The sequence below is a fragment of the Pseudomonas sp. 1152_12 genome, assembly GCF_052850675.1.
This window is the reverse complement of the sequence record NZ_VXCW01000003.1, coordinates 199,513-216,957: the sequence shown is the minus strand read 5'-3', so window position 1 is coordinate 216,957 and position 17,445 is coordinate 199,513. Positions and strand designations below refer to the sequence as shown.

11 protein-coding genes are annotated in these 17,445 nt (G+C 62.2%); 9 read left to right on the top strand and 2 right to left on the bottom strand.

The annotated features are described in order from the left end of the window. Positions 1–1,926 (bottom strand): protease modulator HflK, encoded by a 1,926-nt coding sequence (gene hflK / locus FW764_RS06380; RefSeq protein ID WP_446433222.1) that lies wholly within the window; start codon positions 1,924–1,926, stop codon positions 1–3. A 301-nt stretch (positions 1,927–2,227) separates the two neighbouring features. On the opposite strand from hflK, the gene FW764_RS06375 reads away from it, so the two are divergent. The 6 genes from FW764_RS06375 to FW764_RS06350 are packed head-to-tail and all read left to right on the top strand — an operon-like array spanning position 2,228 to position 7,914. Next, entirely contained in the window at positions 2,228–2,851 is a 624-nt protein-coding gene (locus tag FW764_RS06375) for a CDP-alcohol phosphatidyltransferase family protein (protein ID WP_446433221.1), read from the top strand. 10 nt (positions 2,852–2,861) lie between these two features. Continuing rightward, the gene (locus FW764_RS06370) at positions 2,862–4,616 is read left to right on the top strand and encodes a bifunctional alpha/beta hydrolase/class I SAM-dependent methyltransferase (RefSeq protein WP_446433220.1); all 1,755 of its coding nucleotides are present in this window, start codon (positions 2,862–2,864) and stop codon (positions 4,614–4,616) included. A gap of 2 nt (positions 4,617–4,618) precedes the next feature. Continuing rightward, positions 4,619–5,917, top strand: a complete 1,299-nt coding sequence (locus tag FW764_RS06365) for a phosphatase PAP2/dual specificity phosphatase family protein (protein WP_446433219.1) — start codon at positions 4,619–4,621, stop codon at positions 5,915–5,917. Beyond that, positions 5,907–6,350 carry a hypothetical protein gene (locus tag FW764_RS06360; RefSeq protein WP_446433218.1) on the top strand — a complete coding sequence of 148 codons (444 nt, stop codon included), beginning with the start codon at positions 5,907–5,909 and terminating at the stop codon, positions 6,348–6,350. Before FW764_RS06365 ends, FW764_RS06360 begins: the two co-directional genes overlap by 11 nt. Before the next feature lie 9 nt (positions 6,351–6,359). Beyond that, positions 6,360–6,980 carry a lysophospholipid acyltransferase family protein gene (locus tag FW764_RS06355; RefSeq protein WP_446433217.1) on the top strand — a complete coding sequence of 207 codons (621 nt, stop codon included), beginning with the start codon at positions 6,360–6,362 and terminating at the stop codon, positions 6,978–6,980. Between the two features lies 1 nt (position 6,981). Further along, positions 6,982–7,914 (top strand): phosphatidate cytidylyltransferase, encoded by a 933-nt coding sequence (locus FW764_RS06350; protein ID WP_094949046.1) that lies wholly within the window; start codon positions 6,982–6,984, stop codon positions 7,912–7,914. Positions 7,915–8,000: 86 nt separating this feature from the next. Here FW764_RS06350 and FW764_RS06345 read toward each other — a convergent pair whose 3' ends face one another. Then, complete coding sequence (locus FW764_RS06345; protein WP_016978705.1) at positions 8,001–8,483, bottom strand: Lrp/AsnC family transcriptional regulator; 483 nt, start codon at positions 8,481–8,483, stop codon at positions 8,001–8,003. A 127-nt stretch (positions 8,484–8,610) separates the two neighbouring features. Here FW764_RS06345 and FW764_RS06340 point away from each other — a divergent pair, with 127 nt between their 5' ends. The 3 genes from FW764_RS06340 (at position 8,611) to pbpC (ending at position 17,403) form a co-directional block, all read left to right on the top strand. Further along, on the top strand, positions 8,611–9,240 hold the full coding sequence (locus FW764_RS06340) for a LysE family translocator (protein ID WP_446433216.1): 630 nt from the start codon (positions 8,611–8,613) through the stop codon (positions 9,238–9,240). Between the two features lie 77 nt (positions 9,241–9,317). Next, the gene (locus FW764_RS06335) at positions 9,318–15,125 is read left to right on the top strand and encodes an alpha-2-macroglobulin (RefSeq protein ID WP_446433215.1); all 5,808 of its coding nucleotides are present in this window, start codon (positions 9,318–9,320) and stop codon (positions 15,123–15,125) included. Continuing rightward, the gene (gene pbpC, locus FW764_RS06330; protein WP_446433214.1) at positions 15,106–17,403 is read left to right on the top strand and encodes a penicillin-binding protein 1C; all 2,298 of its coding nucleotides are present in this window, start codon (positions 15,106–15,108) and stop codon (positions 17,401–17,403) included. Before FW764_RS06335 ends, pbpC begins: the two co-directional genes overlap by 20 nt. Positions 17,404–17,445: the final 42 nt, after the last annotated feature.

The following is a 17,445-nucleotide window of genomic DNA, read 5'->3' as shown; positions in this document are numbered from 1 at the left end:
TTATTGAACGGCTTTACGCGGCGCCATCGGGTCGGCCGGCAAAGTAAAAGAACGCAGATCAATCGTCGGTGCGCCATCGGCGCCCAGGCGGTGATCCAGAATAAGCAGCTTGGCGTGGGCCAAGCCTTGGCTGAGTTGGCCGAGGTACTGTTCCAGCACGAAGGCTTGGCCTGCGGTGGCGTAGGCTTTTTTCTCAGCGCTAAAACGAAGGTCGGCCGCTTGGGCACCGGCATTCACTTCTCGTGCGGTGGCCAACGCCTGATCGCGCGCGGTGCTGGCTTGCAGCAAGGCTTGGTTGGTCTGTTCGCTGGCGGCGCCGCGCTCGCGGGAGATCAGCGCTTGGGCACCGATCTGTGCAGCCTGTACGGCGTGGTAGGCATTGGCGGCACCGGCCGGTGGGTGAATCGCTTCCACTAACGTAGCCAGAATCTCCACGCCGCTGTTGAGTTTCTGCAAATCCGCCTGCACCGAGCGGCCGATTTCATCGGCCAATTGGGTGCGTTGCTCACCGAGCAACTCGTCGAGGGTGCGCGAGGCAAAATCGTGAACCAGAATGCGGCTGGCGGTGCTGCGGATCAGCGTCGGCACATCGGCACTGTTATAGGTGGCGGCCAGTGCGGCCTTATCTGTCAGGCCGATGCGATAGACGAAACGCACGTCCATACTGACGATCTGGAAGCTCTGCTTGTCGCCGCTGCTGCTGGCGATCACTTGGGATTTGTCACTCACATGGCTGGCGTCCCACAGCCGGTTGGCGATCAGTGGCGCCGGACCTTCCGCTGAAGCCCGCTCAGGTGTGGAGCCGTCGCTGACGCTGGTCGCCAGCTCATGTACCACGCCATTTTCGATGTTGATGACGCGGCCCAACGGCCAGGGCAACCCGGCATGCAGGCCAGGGCCGAACACCTCCACCGGTTTGCCGAAGCGCTCATAAATCCCACGGCCTTGCAGGGGAACTTCATGCACGCCGGTCAGCGCCCAGCCGACCGCCGACACCACCAGCAGCACCGGCAGGAAAGCGCGGCGCATGTAGGTAAACGCCCAGATCTGCCGCAGGTCGATGCCGAAGCGGTTGTGCAACTCGTGCTGCAACACCAGCAAAGGTTGTGGCGGCCAGCGCAGCAAGTCAGCGATAAAACTTTGCGCCATCAAGCGCGGTTCGAGGCGCGGCTGGCGTGGGCTGAACAGCGACAGTATGGCCCTGAGCAAAAACTCCACGGCGACCAGCCCCGGCAGCAGGCCGATCAGCACGGCCAAACGCAAGGGCCAAACCGATTCCGCGCCGGCAAACAGCAAGCAGATCGCACTGACCACCAAACAGGCAATCGCCACCCGGCTTAATTGCGCCAGCTGTGAGGCTTCAGGCCATTGCGCGGCGGTTTCCTGCGCCAGGCGGCGCTCGAACACCAGTAAACCAAAGGCCAGTGCCAGCCCCAGCGCGGCGCCGATACTTGCCGATTGCCCCACAGCCGCAGCGGGCAGCGCCAGGTTCCAGAACTCGATAATGCTGACCAACGCCAGCAGCGACCAGCCACCCAACCACAGCACGGGGGTGCCGATCTGCGCCAGCAGACCGCTGCCGAAACGTCCGATAAATCGCGTGTACCAGCCGGTGTCTTCAACCGTCAGTGCGGCCAGTTCAGCCGTCGGTTCCTCCAGCGCCTGGGCCCGCCAATCGGCGACCCACCACGCCGACTGCAAACCCGCCACTAATACCAACAAGGCCGACGCGCAGTTGATCAACACCACCGGCCAGATCGACAGCGGCGCAAACAGGGCGACAAATAACGCCAGCACCCAGCCGGAAACGGCCAAGGCCGTTAGGGCGATGCCGGCCTGGCGCAATCGCCGGGCATGGAACAGCCCTTGCTGAAAACGCGGCAGGCCTTCCACCGAAGCGCCGTCAGCTTCTAGATCCACTTGCATCGACCCTACACCCGCTTACACACAGTTCGTTACGATATAACACGCGCCGTGAAATTTTTGTTCGAAAACACCACAAAACCCCTGTGTGCGGGCTTGCTCGCGAATGCGGTGGGTCAGTTACAAATGAGCTGTCTGAACCACCGCATTCGCGAGCAAGCCCGCTCCCACATTTAGACTCCGGCGCCTGCAAGACCGTGATTAAACCCCCAGAAACACGAGCCATCACTGGTGCAAACACGGATAAATCGGCACACTCCAAACAGTTTTTCGCGGGTCCACGGACAAGGAAGCGTCATCCCCCATGATTTCGATCTATCAGCTCAAGCCGCGTTTTCAAAACCTGCTGCGCCCCCTTGTGCAGCGCCTCTACGATAACGGCACCACGGCCAACCAAATCACCGTGCTGGCCGGCATAGTTTCCCTGCTGGTCGGCCTGCTGATCGCAGGCTTTGCCCAACACCTCTGGCTGTTTGCGCTGATCCCGCTGTGGATGATCCTGCGCATGGCCCTCAACGCCATCGACGGCATGCTAGCCCGCGAATTTGGCCAGCAGTCGCGTCTGGGCGCCTACCTCAATGAACTGTGCGACGTGATCGCCGACAGCGCGCTGATCCTGCCCTTTGCATTAATCCCCGGCGTGAGCCTGGCGCCGGTGCTGCTGGTCACGTTGCTGGCGGTGTTCAGCGAATACGCCGGTGTGCTCGGGCCAATGGTCGGTGCGTCGCGGCGCTACGACGGCCCGATGGGCAAAAGTGATCGCGCGTTTGTACTCGGCGTATTGGCCACCGGCGTGGCGCTGGGCTGGCTCGGCGCGGTTTGGGTCGACACGGTCATGTGGCTGGTTGCCGCCCTGCTCGCCTACACCTTGGTCAACCGTGTGCGCCAGGGCCTCAAAGAAGAACAACACACTTCCCCTTCTGCATAAGGATTTTGCGATGCGCGAACAGCAAGAGCACACCTTCAGTACCCATGATGGCGTCGAGCTTTTCTATCGGTACTGGCCGGCCACCGCGCCGCTTGGCGATGAGCCACGCAAGGCGATCCTGCTGTTCCATCGCGGCCATGAGCATTCGGGGCGTATTGCCCACTTGGTCGACGAACTCGACCTGCCGCAATTCGATTTCTTCGCCTGGGACGCCCGTGGCCACGGCCAATCCCCCGGCGCGCGCGGTGACAGCCCGAGCTTCGCCACCAGTGCCCGTGACGTGCAAACCTTCAGAGACCACATCGGCGGCGCCTACGGTATTGAGGAAGAAAACTGTGCAGTGATCGCCCAAAGCGTCGGTGCAGTGATCGCGGCCACTTGGGTGCACGACTACGCACCGAAAATCCGCGCCTTGGTGCTCGCGTCCCCAGCCTTCAAGGTCAAGCTCTACGTGCCGTTTGCACGACCGGGCCTGGCGCTGATGCGCAAGTTTCGCGGCAACTTTTTCGTCAACAGTTACGTCAAGGCCAAGTTTCTCAGCCATGACCCTGAGCGCGTGGCGTCCTACGACAGCGACCCGCTGATCACCAAGGCGATTTCGGTGAATGTGCTGCTTGGCCTGTACGAAGCCGCCGACCGCGTTGTGGCCGATGCCCAGGCGATCCAGGTGCCGACCCAACTGCTGATCTCCGGCTCCGACTTTGTGGTGCACCGCAAACCCCAGCAGCAATTTTTCGACCGCCTCGGCAGCCTGAAAAAAGAACTGCACATCCTGCCCGGCTTCTTCCACGACACCCTCGGCGAGCGCGACCGCGCTGTCGCCGTGAACAGCGCGAAGCGCTTTATCCTGCAAAACTTTGCGCACCCGCTGGACCGTGCCTCTTTGCTGGATGCCGACAAGCTGGGCGCCACCTGCGCTGAGTCCGAGTCCCTTGCCGCGCCGCTGCCGCGTAACTCTTTGCGCGACCTCTACTGGCGCATGACCCGCACCAGCATGGGCCTGGGAAAAACCCTGTCCGATGGGGTAAAACTGGGCTTCGACACCGGCTTCGACTCCGGCAGCACCCTCGATTATGTGTACCGCAACACTCCCACCGGCAAGGGCGGGTTGGGGCGGATGATCGACACCAACTACCTCAACTCGATCGGCTGGCGCGGCATTCGCCAGCGCAAGTTGAACGTCGAAGAACTGCTGCGCCTGGCCATGGCCAAGTTGCGCAGCGATGATCGCGAAGTGCGCATTGTCGACATCGCTGCGGGCCACGGCCGCTACATTCTGGAAGCCTTGCAGGATGTGTCGCCGTTGCCGGAATCGATCCTGCTGCGTGACTACAGCGACATCAACGTGCGTGACGGTAGCGCACTGATTCGTGAAAAAGGCCTGGGGGATATCGCCCAGTTCGTCAAAGGTGATGCGTTTGATCGCGCGGACCTGGCGGCGCTCGACCCCAAGCCGACCTTGGCGGTGGTGTCCGGCCTGTATGAATTATTTGCCGACAACGCCATGGTCGGTGGCTCGTTGGCCGGCCTTGCCGAAGCCGTGGAGCCCGGCGGTTATCTGGTCTACACCGGCCAGCCGTGGCACCCGCAGCTGGAACTGATCGCCCGCGCGTTGACCAGCCACCGCCAGGGCCAGGCCTGGGTGATGCGTCGTCGTAGCCAGGCAGAAATGGATCAATTGGTCGAAGCCGCAGGCTTTCGCAAAATTACCCAGCGTGTGGATGAGTGGGGCATATTCACCGTATCCCTGGCGCAGAAGATCTGAGCATGCGCGAACCCGGTTTATTGAAGCCTGCAGTCCTGTGGCTGCTGCTGTTGGCACCGCTGTTTTTCAGCACCTACGGCTTCGCCACCTGGGTCACCAGCCAGCGCAGCGACGTCGGCACGCTGGTGTTCGGCTGGGAAACCCATATGCCGTTCTGGGCCTGGACCATTGTGCCCTACTGGTCCATCGACCTGCTCTACGGCTTCTCCCTGCTGCTGCCCAATAGCCGCCATGAACTGAAACAACACGCGTTGCGCCTGCTGACGGCCCAGGTGATTGCCGTGAGCTGCTTCCTGATCTGGCCGCTGCGCTTCACGTTTGAACGGCCGGAGCTGGATGGCGTGTTCGGCTGGCTGTTTGCGGTGCTGGCGGGCTTCGACAAGCCGTTCAACCAGGCGCCATCGCTGCACATCGCGCTGTTGGTGATCCTGTGGATCATGTACCAACGCCACAGCCAAGGCTTTTGGCGCTGGGTGGTCCACGGTTGGTTCGCGTTGATCGGTATTTCGGTGCTGACCACTTATCAACATCACTTTATCGACTTACCCACAGGCGCCCTCGCCGGCTGGGTTTGCGTGTGGCTGTGGCCGTTGGAACACCCGAGCCCGCTGCTGAATGCGCGGCTTACGCGGGATAGAAAACGCTGGCGGCTAGGCGTGCGCTACGGCCTGGGCGCCTTGGCCTTGGTGATTCTCGCGTTGGTGCTCGGCGGTGGGTGGCTGTGGCTGCTGTGGCCAGCGGTTTCCCTGGGGTTGGTCAAGGCCAATTACTTCGTACTCGGCGCGCCGGGCTTTCAGAAACGCGCCGACGGCACCCTGACGCCTGCCGCGCGCTGGCTGTATGCGCCCTACTTGGCGGCGGCGTGGGTCAACTCGCGCCTGTGGACACGTAAACATCCACAGCCGGACCTGGTTGTGGATAACGTTTGGCTTGGGCGAATCCCCACGGCGGGTGAGCAAGGTTCATTCAAGGCCATCGTCGATCTGTGCGCCGAATTACCGATTAATCCACAGGGCCGCTCTTATGAATGCGTCCCCGTGCTGGACCTGATCGCGCCGACACCCGCCGAATGCCTGCAAGCCGCCCAGGCTATTGAACGCCTGCGCGCAAGCGGGCCGTTATTGGTGTGTTGCGCCCTCGGCTACTCACGCAGCGCCACGGCCGTCGCCGCGTGGCTGCTGCACAGCGGGCGCGCGGCAACGGTGGATGAAGCACTGGCTGTTATTCGTACAGCGCGCGCCAACGTGGTCCTGCATCCCGCTCACCGTGAAGCTCTGGAGGGTTTAGCCCATGCCCGCTGATATAGAACTCCAAGTGGTTGCCAGCCTGCTGCGTCGCGGCCGCTCGCTGGACCAGTTATCCACAGGCCTGACATTGCTCGGCGTGTTATTCGGTCTGGCTCAGCTGCTGTTGGCGAGTATTTCGCCGATCTGCCTGCTGCTTAGCCTGTGGATGATTACCCTCGGGCTGCTGCAAAAGTACTGGGCGCTGCGGGTAGCCTTCGATGCGGATCTATTCGCCCTGCTGGCGCGTGACACCGAGCGCACCCCGGACCTCGATCAAGCCCTGCAAACCCTTGGCTTGCAATCGGCCAAACGCGTCGGCCGGCCTTGGACCGAACGCCGTCGCGGCGCCCTCAGACTGCTGCGCAAGCAAGCCTGGCTGCTGGGCGCGCAAGTATTGCTGACCCTGGCCGCGATCCTCGCCAGCCCTTGGCTACCTTTCGCCGGATAAGGAATCCCCATGTTCGAACCCGTGGTTGCCACCCTCATTACCTCAATGGCCCGCACCGTGACCGGCGCCCGCAGCCTGTGGCTGGGTTGCGCGCCGGTGCCGGTGCAACGCATCTATTTTGCCAACCACAGCAGCCACGGCGACTTTGTGCTGGTGTGGGCGTCGTTGCCACAGAACCTGCGCAAATTCACACGCCCGGTGGCCGGCAGCGACTACTGGAACAAAAGCGCGCTGCGCCGCTACATCATCAACCGCGTGTTCAACGGCGTGCTGATTGATCGAGAACGCAAAGACCCTGTGGATAACCCTTTGCAGCCCATGCTCGCCGCGCTGGAAGGCGGTGACTCGTTGATCATCTTCCCCGAGGGCACGCGCAATCTCGAAGACGGCTTGCTGCCCTTCAAGAGCGGCTTGTATCACCTGGCGAAAAGTTACCCACAGGCCGAACTGGTCCCGGTGTGGATCGCCAACCTTAACCGAGTCATGCCCAAGGGCCGCGTGCTACCGTTGCCTCTGCTGTGCACCACCAGCTTCGGCGCGCCACTGCAATTGGAAGACGGTGAAGACAAAGCCGCCTTCCTCGCCCGCACCCGCGACGCCCTGCTCGCCCTTGCCCCGGAGCCTGTCTGACATGGATAGCCAAACCCTGATGTTGTTTGGCGGGATCGGCGCCATCCTGGTGCTCGCCTCGCTGATCGGCCTGATCCTCAAGCTACGCACCCGTGGCACGCCGAATGCGGTGATCGACAACCTCAACGCCCGCATCAACGCCTGGTGGGTGATGGTCGTAGTCATCGGCATCGCCTTCTGGCTCGGCACCGGCGCGGTGATCCTGCTGTTCTACGCGGTGTCGTTCTACGCCCTGCGCGAATTCCTCACTCTCACCCCGACCCGTCGCAGTGACTACCCGGCGCTGGTGGCCGCGTTCTACCTGGCGTTGCCGCTGCAATACCTGCTGATTTATGCCGACTGGTACGGGCTGTTCTCGATCTTCATCCCGGTGTACCTGTTCCTGCTGCTGCCGATCCTCGCTTCGCTGGGCGGCGACAGCACACACTTCCTGGAACGCGCATCGAAGGTGCAATGGGGCCTGATGATCGCGGTGTTCTGCGTGTCCTTCGTACCGGCCCTGCTGACCCTCGACATTCCTGGCTACGAAGGCCGCAACCTGTTGCTGATCGCCTATCTGGTAATTGTGGTGCAGCTGTCGGACGTGCTGCAGTACGTGTGCGGCAAGCTGTTCGGCAAACACAAGATCGCGCCCAACCTGTCGCCGTCGAAAACCGTCGAAGGCTTTGTCGGCGGGATTCTGCTGTCATCCCTGATCGGCGCGGCGCTGTGGTGGACCACGCCGTTTAACCCGTGGCAGTCGTTCTTGATCGCGCTGTTGATCAACCTGCTCGGGTTTGCCGGCGGCATTGTGATGTCGGCGATCAAGCGCGACCGCGGCGTGAAGGATTGGGGGCATATGATCGAAGGACACGGCGGCATGCTGGATCGGCTGGATTCGGTGTGTTTTGCCGCGCCGATTTTCTTTCACCTAGTGCGGTACTGGTGGACCTGACCCCACCGAACACAAGTCAGGTGAAGATCAAAATGTGGGAGCGGGCTTGCCAGCTCCCACATTGGTTTTTTGGTGTTTTCAAGGCCTCAGCCTGGCAAATGCCCCAAGGGCAAGGCGCCTGGGGTTTTCACGGTCTGGATCGCGAAGTTGCTGCGGATATCCCTCACGCCCGGCAGCTTCAGCAGGCTCCCAGTAACAAACCGCTCATACCCACGCAAATCCGGCACTACCACCTGCAATAGAAAATCCGACTCGCCCGACACTAAAAAAGCCGAGATCACCTCGGGCAACGCCGTCACCGCCTCACGAAACGCATTCGCCTCGGTGTCGTTATGCCGTTCCACCTTCACACCGACAAACACCATCATGCCCAAGCCCACTTCATCTCGATCCAGCGTCGCTTGATAGCCGCGAATCACCCCAGCCTCTTCCAACAGCCGCACGCGCCGCAAGCAAGGTGAGGCAGACAGGCCGATCTCATCAGCCAGCTGCACATTGCTCAGGCGCCCGTCCCGTTGCAGGGCTTCGAGAATCTTGCGGTCAAAGGCATCGAGTTTTAGATTTGGCATAAATGAATGGTCGCTGGTTTTATAAGTGGCAGATAGTGCCAAGACTAGACGCTTTTCTAGCTGACTACGCAAGCACCTGCCTCGCCCTCCCGCCCTAGAATTAGCCGACAATTGAAGGGGGTGAAACATGGCGCAGCTCTGGTTATTTTTGGTGGCGCTGTCGGTGGTGTATCTGCTGCCGGGGCCGGACATGATCTTGTTGCTGCAAACCGGCGCGCGCCAGGGCAAGGCGTTGGCGCTGACCACGGCAATCGGTTTGGGGATCGCCCGGGCGTGCCACGTGGCGTTGGCGGGCATGGGGCTGGCGACCTTGTTCAAGGTGGCACCATGGACCTTTGATGTGGTGCGCCTGGGTGGCGCGGCCTATCTGTTATGGCTGGGCGTGCAATGCCTGCGCGCCAATATGCTGCCGGCGCTCGAAGCGAACCACGGCGCCCCGCCAGCCCACGCCTGGCGCGCGGCCTTTCAACGCGGCCTGCTGACCAATCTGCTCAACCCCAAGGCCCTGTTGTTCTGCTCGGTGCTGCTGCCGCAATTCATCAACCCGCAAACCGGCCCGGTGGCGGCGCAGTTTGCGTTGCTGGGCGTGATCCTGGTGAGTGTCGGTTTCGTCTTCGATTGTTGCTACGCCCTGGCCGGCGCACGCATCGGCCGCTGGCTGGCAGGTAATCGCTCGGCACAACGTATGCAGCAGTGGTTATTCGGCAGTCTTTTGATCGGTTTTGCGCTGCGCCTCACTTTTGTGCAGCACGCCTGAGCCCTGCGGTGTATCCACGTCATCTTTTGTATCAAAGACGCTGTAAGATACGCCGCACTTAGCCAGGGATGCTCACCATGTTCGATACGTTGAAAGCGATCAGCCGCCGTTTTCTCAGCCTGTTAACCACTGTGGTGAGTGCCCTGTTCGGCCAATGGCAGCCGCCCTCCTGGCTGCGTGCTATCGGCCATGGCCTGGCGAACCTGGGCCGCAAGGCTCGCGCTTACCCGCGACAGGCTGGCGCTGGGGTGTTGGGGCTGGTGTTGCTGGCCGCCGCCGGCTTCTATGGCTGGCACTGGTATTCAAACCTGCCGCAGCCGCACACCGTGGGTTATTCGCTGCACAAACCTAACCTGACGGATTACACCCAGCAGCCGCCGGTTGTGGATAACTTGCAGGTGCGTTTCGCTGAATCCGTGGCCCCGTTGGCGGCGATTGGTAAACCGGTTACCGAAGGCATCACGCTCAAGCCCACTGTGGCGGGCGCCTGGCGCTGGTCCGACGACCGCACCTTACTGTTCGTGCCGGAAAAAGATTGGCCCATCGACACCCATTACACCCTCGACCTGACCAAGAAAAATCTCCTGGCCGACGGCGTGCTGCTCAGCCAGTACAGCAGCCAGTTTTCTACCCAGCCGTTCCGCGCCTCCCTGGCCCATAACGAGCTGTATCAAGATCCGTCCAACCCAACACTGAAACAGCTGGTGGCGACCTTCCACTTTTCCCACCCGGTGGGCGAAGACAACCTGCGCAAGCACGTGTCCGTGACCCTCGGCAAAGGCCTGGCTTACCGTGACGCGCAGTTGCCTAACCGCCCCGAAATCACCTTCGACGACACCAGGCTCAACGCCTACGTGCGCTCCGCCGCCTTGGCCACGCCGCTGGAAAGTACACCGGTCAGCGCCAAGCTCGACGAAGGCATCAAGGCCCGTGATGGCGGCAATGCCAGCAACGCGCCGCTGGTGGCGGAAGTGACCGTGCCCGGCCGCTATCGCCTGACCTTTACCGGCGCCGAAGTCAGTTTTGTGGATAACGAGCGCGGCGAGCCGGAGCCGGTGCTGATGTTCAGCAGCTCCAGCGCCGTAGCCGATGACACCATCGCCGGTAAGGTCCAGGCTTGGCTGCTGCCGGAAAAAGCCCAGGACGACACCCGCCCCTACACCAGCAACGACATCGACGACGCGATGCTCGCCCGCAGCACCAAGGTCACCCTGACCCACGTGCCCAGCGTCGAGCCGCTGAACACCCTGCACGCCTTCAAGTTCAAGGCCCCGGCTGGCCGCGCGCTGTATGTGCGCGTGCCCGCCAACCTGGAAGCCATCGGTGGCTACCTGGCGAAAAACCCTACGGCCTCGTTGATCAGCATGCCGGCGTATCCGCGTACCTTGCAGTTCTTGTCTGACGGTGCACTGCTCAGCCTCAACGGCGAAAAACGCCTGGGCTTCATGGCCCGTGGCGTGCCCGGCGCCCACGTGGAAGTCGCTCGCCTGTTACCCAACCAGTTGCAACATCTGGTGGACCAGAGCAGTGGCAGCTTCGCTCGGCCGAACTTCGGCAACGAATACTTTGATCGGATGGTCGAGCGCCAGTCGCTGGATATTCCGCTCTCATCCAATGACCCAGCGAAAACCGTGTACGACAACGTTGACCTGAGCCACTACCTGACCGCCAACGGCGGGCGTCGCGGCATTTTCGTACTCAAGCTGAGCCCTCAGGATGACCCGGCCGAGCGTACGTTCGAGTACGACCGCAGCAGCACCAGCGACCTGCGGTTTATCGTGGTGACCGACCTCGGCATCATCGCCAAGCGCTCCAGCGACGGCAGCCACGATGTGTATGTACAGTCGATCGGCAATGGCTCACCGGTGGCCGATGCACAGGTCGACATCATCGGGCGCAACGGCCTGCCGGTGAGCAGTGGCCGCACCGACACCGAAGGTCATGTTCATTTCGCCAAGCTGGATGAACTGCGCCGTGAGAAAACGCCGTTGATGTATGTGGTCACTCGCGGCAATGACCAGTCCTTCCTGCCGATTGCCCGTCAGTCTCAGCAGCTGGATTTGTCGCGTTTCGACGTAGGCGGTTTGGAAGAAGATGGTGCGATTGATCGCCTCAGCGCGTACCTGTTTACCGACCGTGGCCTGTATCGCCCGGGCGAGACGGCGCACGTGGGCATGATCGTACGCAGCGGCAATTGGAAAGGCGCCCTGCAAGGCCTGCCGGTGGAGCTGCAAATCACCGACCCGCGTGGCCTGGAGGTGATTCGCCAGCCGCTGAAGCTGTCCACCAGCGGTTTTGAAACCTTTGATTTCCCCAGCAGTGAAGTCGCCCCCGCGGGCGATTACACCGCGACTTTGCAGTTGATCGGCCAGAAGAACACCCGCACCGACCTGGGCAACGTCAGTTTCAAGGTCCGCGATTTCGAGCCGGACCGTATGAAGGTCAGCCTGAGCCTGCACGACACCCCCGTGATGGGCTGGATTGCGCCAGACCAAGTGCTAGCCAAAGTCACCGCGATGCACCTGTTCGGCGCCCCGGCATCCGGGCGCCGGGTGACAGCGAAGATGTCCTTGAGCCCGACGCTCGCGGCCTTCGACCGTTATCCCGATTACCGCTTCCGCCTCAACGATTCATTGGAAGAGGCCAGCACCGAAGACCTCGCCGAAACCACCGTGGACGATAACGGCCAGGCCGTGCTCGACCTCAACCTGCAACGCTTCGCCAACAGCACCTATCGCCTGCAGGTCATGACCCAGGTGTTCGAGGCCGAAGGTGGCCGTAACGTGGCGGCGCAAAGTGCGCTGCTGGTGTCGTCCGCGCCGTATCTGGTGGGTGTGAAAAGTCAGGATTCGCTGTCGTACGTCGCCAAGAACGCCCCGCGTCAGGTGCAGTGGCTGGCCGTCGCGCCGGACCTTACGCCACTGGCGGTGGACGGCCTGACCAGTGAAGTGGTCGAGCACCGTTATGTGTCGGTGTTGGTGAAACAGTCCAACGGCACCTACAAGTACGAATCGCGCATCAAGAATATCCGCCAACCTGCCTCGCCACTGACGATGACAAAAGACGGTGCCAAACAGGCTCTGAACACTGGCACGCCCGGCGATTTCACCCTGCAGATCAAGGATGCCAACGGCAACCTGCTCAACCAGATCGACTACAGCGTGGCCGGGCGTGGCAACACGTCGCGCTCCCTGGAGCGTAACGCCGAATTGCAGCTGCGCCTGGATAAACGCAGCTATGCCAGCGGTGATGAAATTGCGATCAGCATTCGCGCGCCCTACACCGGCGCCGGCTTGATCACCATCGAGCGTGACAAGGTTTACACCCAGCAATGGTTCAAGGCCGACAGCACCAGCAGCGTGCAACATATCCGCGTGCCTGCCGGGCTTGAGGGCAATGCCTACGTCAACGTGCAGTTTGTGCGGGACATCGGCTCGTCCGAGGTCTATATGAGCCCGCTGTCCTACGGTGTGGTGCCGTTCAGCATCAACCTGGATGCGCGGCGCATGGCGCTGAAGGTTGAAGGCCCGGCGAAGATTGAACCGGGGCAAACTCTGGATATCAAGGTTACCGCCGACCGCCCAGGCCGCGCGGTGGTTTACGCGGTGGACGAAGGCATCTTGCAAGTGGCGCGCTACCAGACGCCGGACCCGCTAGGCTTCTTCTTCCAGAAGCGCGCATTGGAGGTCGGCACCAGTCAGATTCTTGACCTGATCCTGCCGGAATTCAGCCGCCTGCTCAGTGGGGCAGCACCCGGTGGCGATACGGAAGGCGCGCTGGCTAATCACCTCAACCCATTCAAACGTAAACATCAGCCGCCAGTGGCGTGGTGGTCCGGGCTGATCGACCTGCCGGCCGGTGAAACCGTGCTGCATTACCAGGTGCCGGACAGTTTCAACGGCAAGCTGCACCTGTTTGCGGTGGCGGTGGATGCCGACAGCGTGGGTGTCAGCGAGGCCAGCACCGACGTGCGTGGGCCGATCGTGATCACGCCGAACGTGCCGGCCTTTGTCGCGCCGGGGGATGTTTTCAATGTGAGCGCCGGGGTGTTCAGCAACCTCGACGCAGCGGCGGACGTGAAATTTGAACTGCAGACCAGCGACGGCCTCAACGTGCAAGGCAACAAAGGCAGCACCTTGTCGTTGCAACCGCGCAAGGAAGGCACCGCAGAGTTCAAAATCAAGGTCGGCGAAACCCTCGGCTCGGCGGACCTGCGTTTTATCGCCGTGCTGCCGGACGGCAAGCGCATCCAGGTCGCGGAAACCACCTCGATTCGCCCACTGAGCGAGCACCGCGTGGCCTTGAGCCTGGGCCGTTTCGACAGCGCCAGCAAAGAGCTGAAACCAACCCGCGAGCTGTTCAGCCAACTGCGCGATGTGCAATTGGGCGTGGCGGCCTCGCCGCTGGTATGGGCTAACGGCCTCAAGCATTACCTGGATGACTACGGCTACGCCTGCACCGAGCAATTGGTGTCCAAGGCCATGCCGGCGTTGATCTGGGGCGGCACGGCGCCAGAAGCCGAGCAAGCGTTCAGCAGCGCGGTGCGCATGTTGCGTCAACGCCAGAACCAAGCCGGCGGCTTCGGTTTGTGGGCCGCCAACCCGGATGTGGCGCCGTATGCCAGCCTGTACGCCACCGACTTCCTGATCGAAGCCAAGGAACGCGGGCTGCCGGTGCCGGAAGATTTGCTGGTGCGCTCCAATGCGTACCTGACGGACCTGGCCAATGGCCCGAGCGAAGGGCTGTCAGAATTGCGCAACCGTGCCTACGCCAGTTACTTGCTGAGCCGTCAGGGGATTCTCGTGAGCGGCGCCTTGAGCGATATCCGCGAGCGCTACGAGAGCTACTTCAAAGACACCTGGCAGAACGACCTGGGCGCTGCTTACTTGGCCGCCAGCTACAAACTGCTCAAGCAGGATCGCCAGGCCGATACGCTGTTCCGCAAAATCCCATGGCGTTCCCTTGTGGATAAGTGGGTCAGCGACGGCCTGTATTACGACCCGCTGGTGCACGACGCTGAACACTTGCACCTGCTGGCGCGGCATTTCCCAGAGTTGCTCGACGAGGTACCGACAGCGCTGCTGGATAAACTCGGCAAACGCCTTAACGAGCAACGCTACAACTCGCTGTCGGCCGCCTTGTTGCTGCGTGCTCTGGACAACTATGGCCAGCGCGCGCAGAGCGACATGACCCTCAAGGCCACCGCGTGGCTGGGCGACAAGCAGCAGCAATTGCTGGAGATGGCCGGTCAGCCACCGCGCGCCGTCGTGCCGGGGGCCACGCAAAAGCTGGTGATGGAAAAAACCGACGGCCCGGCCGCGTTCTACATGCTCAGCGAAGCCGGTTTCGACAAGGGCGCCAAGCTCAAGCCGATCAACAATGGCCTGGAAATCATCCACGAATACCTCGACCTCAAGGGCGAGCCGGTGAGCAAAGTGGCGGTGGGCGACGAGTTCCTGGTGCGCCTGCGTCTGCGCGCAACCGACCGCGACCAAGTGCAACAAGTGGCCGTGGTCGACTTGCTGCCCGGTGGTGTCGAGCCTGTGTATAACTTGCCGCCGGAGCCGCAGGCCGCAAGCGCCGATGAAAGTGAAGGCGACGATTCGGAGTACGTGGAAACCGCCGACGGTGATGAAACTGACGCCTGGCAAGCGCCCATCGGCGAAACCGAACTGAGCAACTGGCAGCCGGACTACGTGGATGTGCGGGATGATCGAGTGGTGTTGTACGGCACCGCGCTGCGCGATGTAGGTACTTTCGTCTACCGCGTGCGCGCCACCAACGCCGGCACCTTCAACACGCCACCGGCCTACGCCGAAGGGATGTACGAAACCACCCTGCAAGGGCGCGGCAAAGTAGGCCAGCTTGAAATTACCAAGCCTTAAACGCCTGACGCCGCTGCTGGCAACAGCGGCGGTGCTGGTGGGGTTGCGGCTATGGCCGCATGCCCCGCTGGATCAGGCCGTGACCTCCTCGCGGGTGGTGCTGGCCGATGACGGCGCGCTGCTGCGCATGACGTTGGCAACTGACGGCCAATACCGTTTATGGCTGCCGCTTGCGCGCATGTCGCCTTCACTGGTCGAAGCGTTGCTGCTCAAGGAAGACCGCAATTTCTACTGGCACCCGGGAATCAATCCCCCGGCGCTACTGCGCGCGGCCATAGCCACCTACAGCGGCGGCCAGCGCCAGGGCGGCTCAACCTTGAGCATGCAACTGGCGCGACGACTGTGGGACTTGAACACCCGCCAGGTGCCGGGCAAGTTGCAGCAGATGGCCTTGGCGCTGTGGCTGGAGGCGCGTTACAGCAAGCACGACATCCTTGAGGCCTACCTGAACCTGGCGCCCATGGGCGGCAACATCGAAGGCGCCGAAGCGGCCAGCCGGATTTACTTTGGTAAGTCGGCGGCGCAGTTGTCGTTGTCTGAAGCGCTGGCGCTGGCGGTGATTCCCCAGCAGCCGGGGCGGCGCGCGCGCTTTGGGCCGTCGCTGCAAAACGCGCGGCTACGCCTGATGGCCGACTGGCGTGAAACTTATCCACAAGACCCGCGAAACGACAGTTTGCTCGACTTGCCGCTGGAAGCGCGCAGCCGTCAGCAGATCCCGTTTCTGGCGCCGCACCTGAGCGAACAGTTGCTCGCGTCCCAGGCTGGCAACGAACTCAACACCACCCTCAATCTGCCCCTTCAGCAATTGCTGGAGCGCCTGATTACCGGCTTTATCGCCGAGCGGCGCAGCACCGGCGTGGAGAACGCCACGGCGATCCTGATCGACAGCCGCGACCAGAGCGTCAAGGCGCTGGTGGGCTCGGCGGACTACTTATCCACAAGCATCCACGGGCAGGTCAACGGTGTTTTGGCGCGACGCTCGCCGGGGTCGACCCTCAAGCCGTTTCTGTATGGGCTGGCGCTGGATCAGGGTGTGATTCACCCGATGAGCATTCTCAAGGATTTGCCGAGTAACTTCGGCTACTTCCAGCCGGAAAATTTCGACGGCAGTTTTATCGGCCCGCTGACGGCGCGGGATGCCTTGATCCGGAGTCGCAATATCCCGGCGGTGTGGCTCGCCAGCCAGGTCAAGTCGCCTTCGCTGTACGGCTTACTGCAACGCGCCGGCATCAAAGGCCTGCGCGGCGAGAGCCATTACGGCCTGGCCTTGGCGCTGGGCGGCGGCGAGATGACGCCGGAGGAGCTGGCGCAGCTGTATGTGATGCTGGCCGGCGACGGGCATTTGCGGCCACTGCGCTATTTGCAGGAACAGCCGCAATCTACCGGCCCCCAACTCCTGACGCCCCAAGCCGCGTTTATGGTGCGCGACATGCTGCGCCGCAACCCACGCCCGGATGGCTTGCCGGGCCGCCATTGGCGCACCGCGTGGAAAACCGGCACCTCCTGGGGTTTTCACGACGCCTGGAGCGCTGGCCTGGTCGGCCCTTACGTGCTGGTGGTGTGGGTGGGTAACTTCGATGGCCGGCCGAACCCTGCATTTATCGGCGCCAAGACCGCCGCGCCGCTGTTCTTCCGCATCGCCGACGCCCTGCCCCTGGCGCTGCCCACTGTGGTGATCAAGCCCGACAAGCCACCCGCCGGGCTGGTGCGTATCGACGTCTGCGCTGCCTCCGGCGAGTTGCCCAACCGCTGGTGCCCGCAGACCCGTAAGACCTGGTATGTGCCAGGCGTCTCGCCGATTCGCGTGTCCAACCTGCACCGCCCGGTGCTCATCGACACGCGTACCGGCAAAGCCGCCTGCCCGCCGTTCGATGCGCAATACACCCGCGAAGAAGTCTTCGAATTCTGGCCCAGCGATGTGCAACGCCTGTACCGCGCTGCCGGCCTGCCACGGCGCACACCGCCCAACGTGATGAAGAACTGCCAACCCAACCGTGTCAGCGATCAGAGCGAAGCACCGCAGATACGCTCACCTTTGACTCAAGTGAGCTATCAGTTACGCCTGTCCCAGCCGCAGGAAAGCATCCCGCTGAATGCCAACGCGGCAAGCGATGCGACAACGTTGTATTGGTTTGCCGACCAAACCTTGATCGGCCAGGGCCCGCCGCAAACCACGCTGAACTGGCGGCCGGGCAAGTCGGGGGAATACCGGTTGCGGGTCAATGATGATCAGGGACGTAGTGCGAGCCGGGGGGTGAAGGTGGAGTTTGTGCCGTGATCAGGCCTCTCTATCGCCCAGCTCTGTAAAGAGATCGACTCG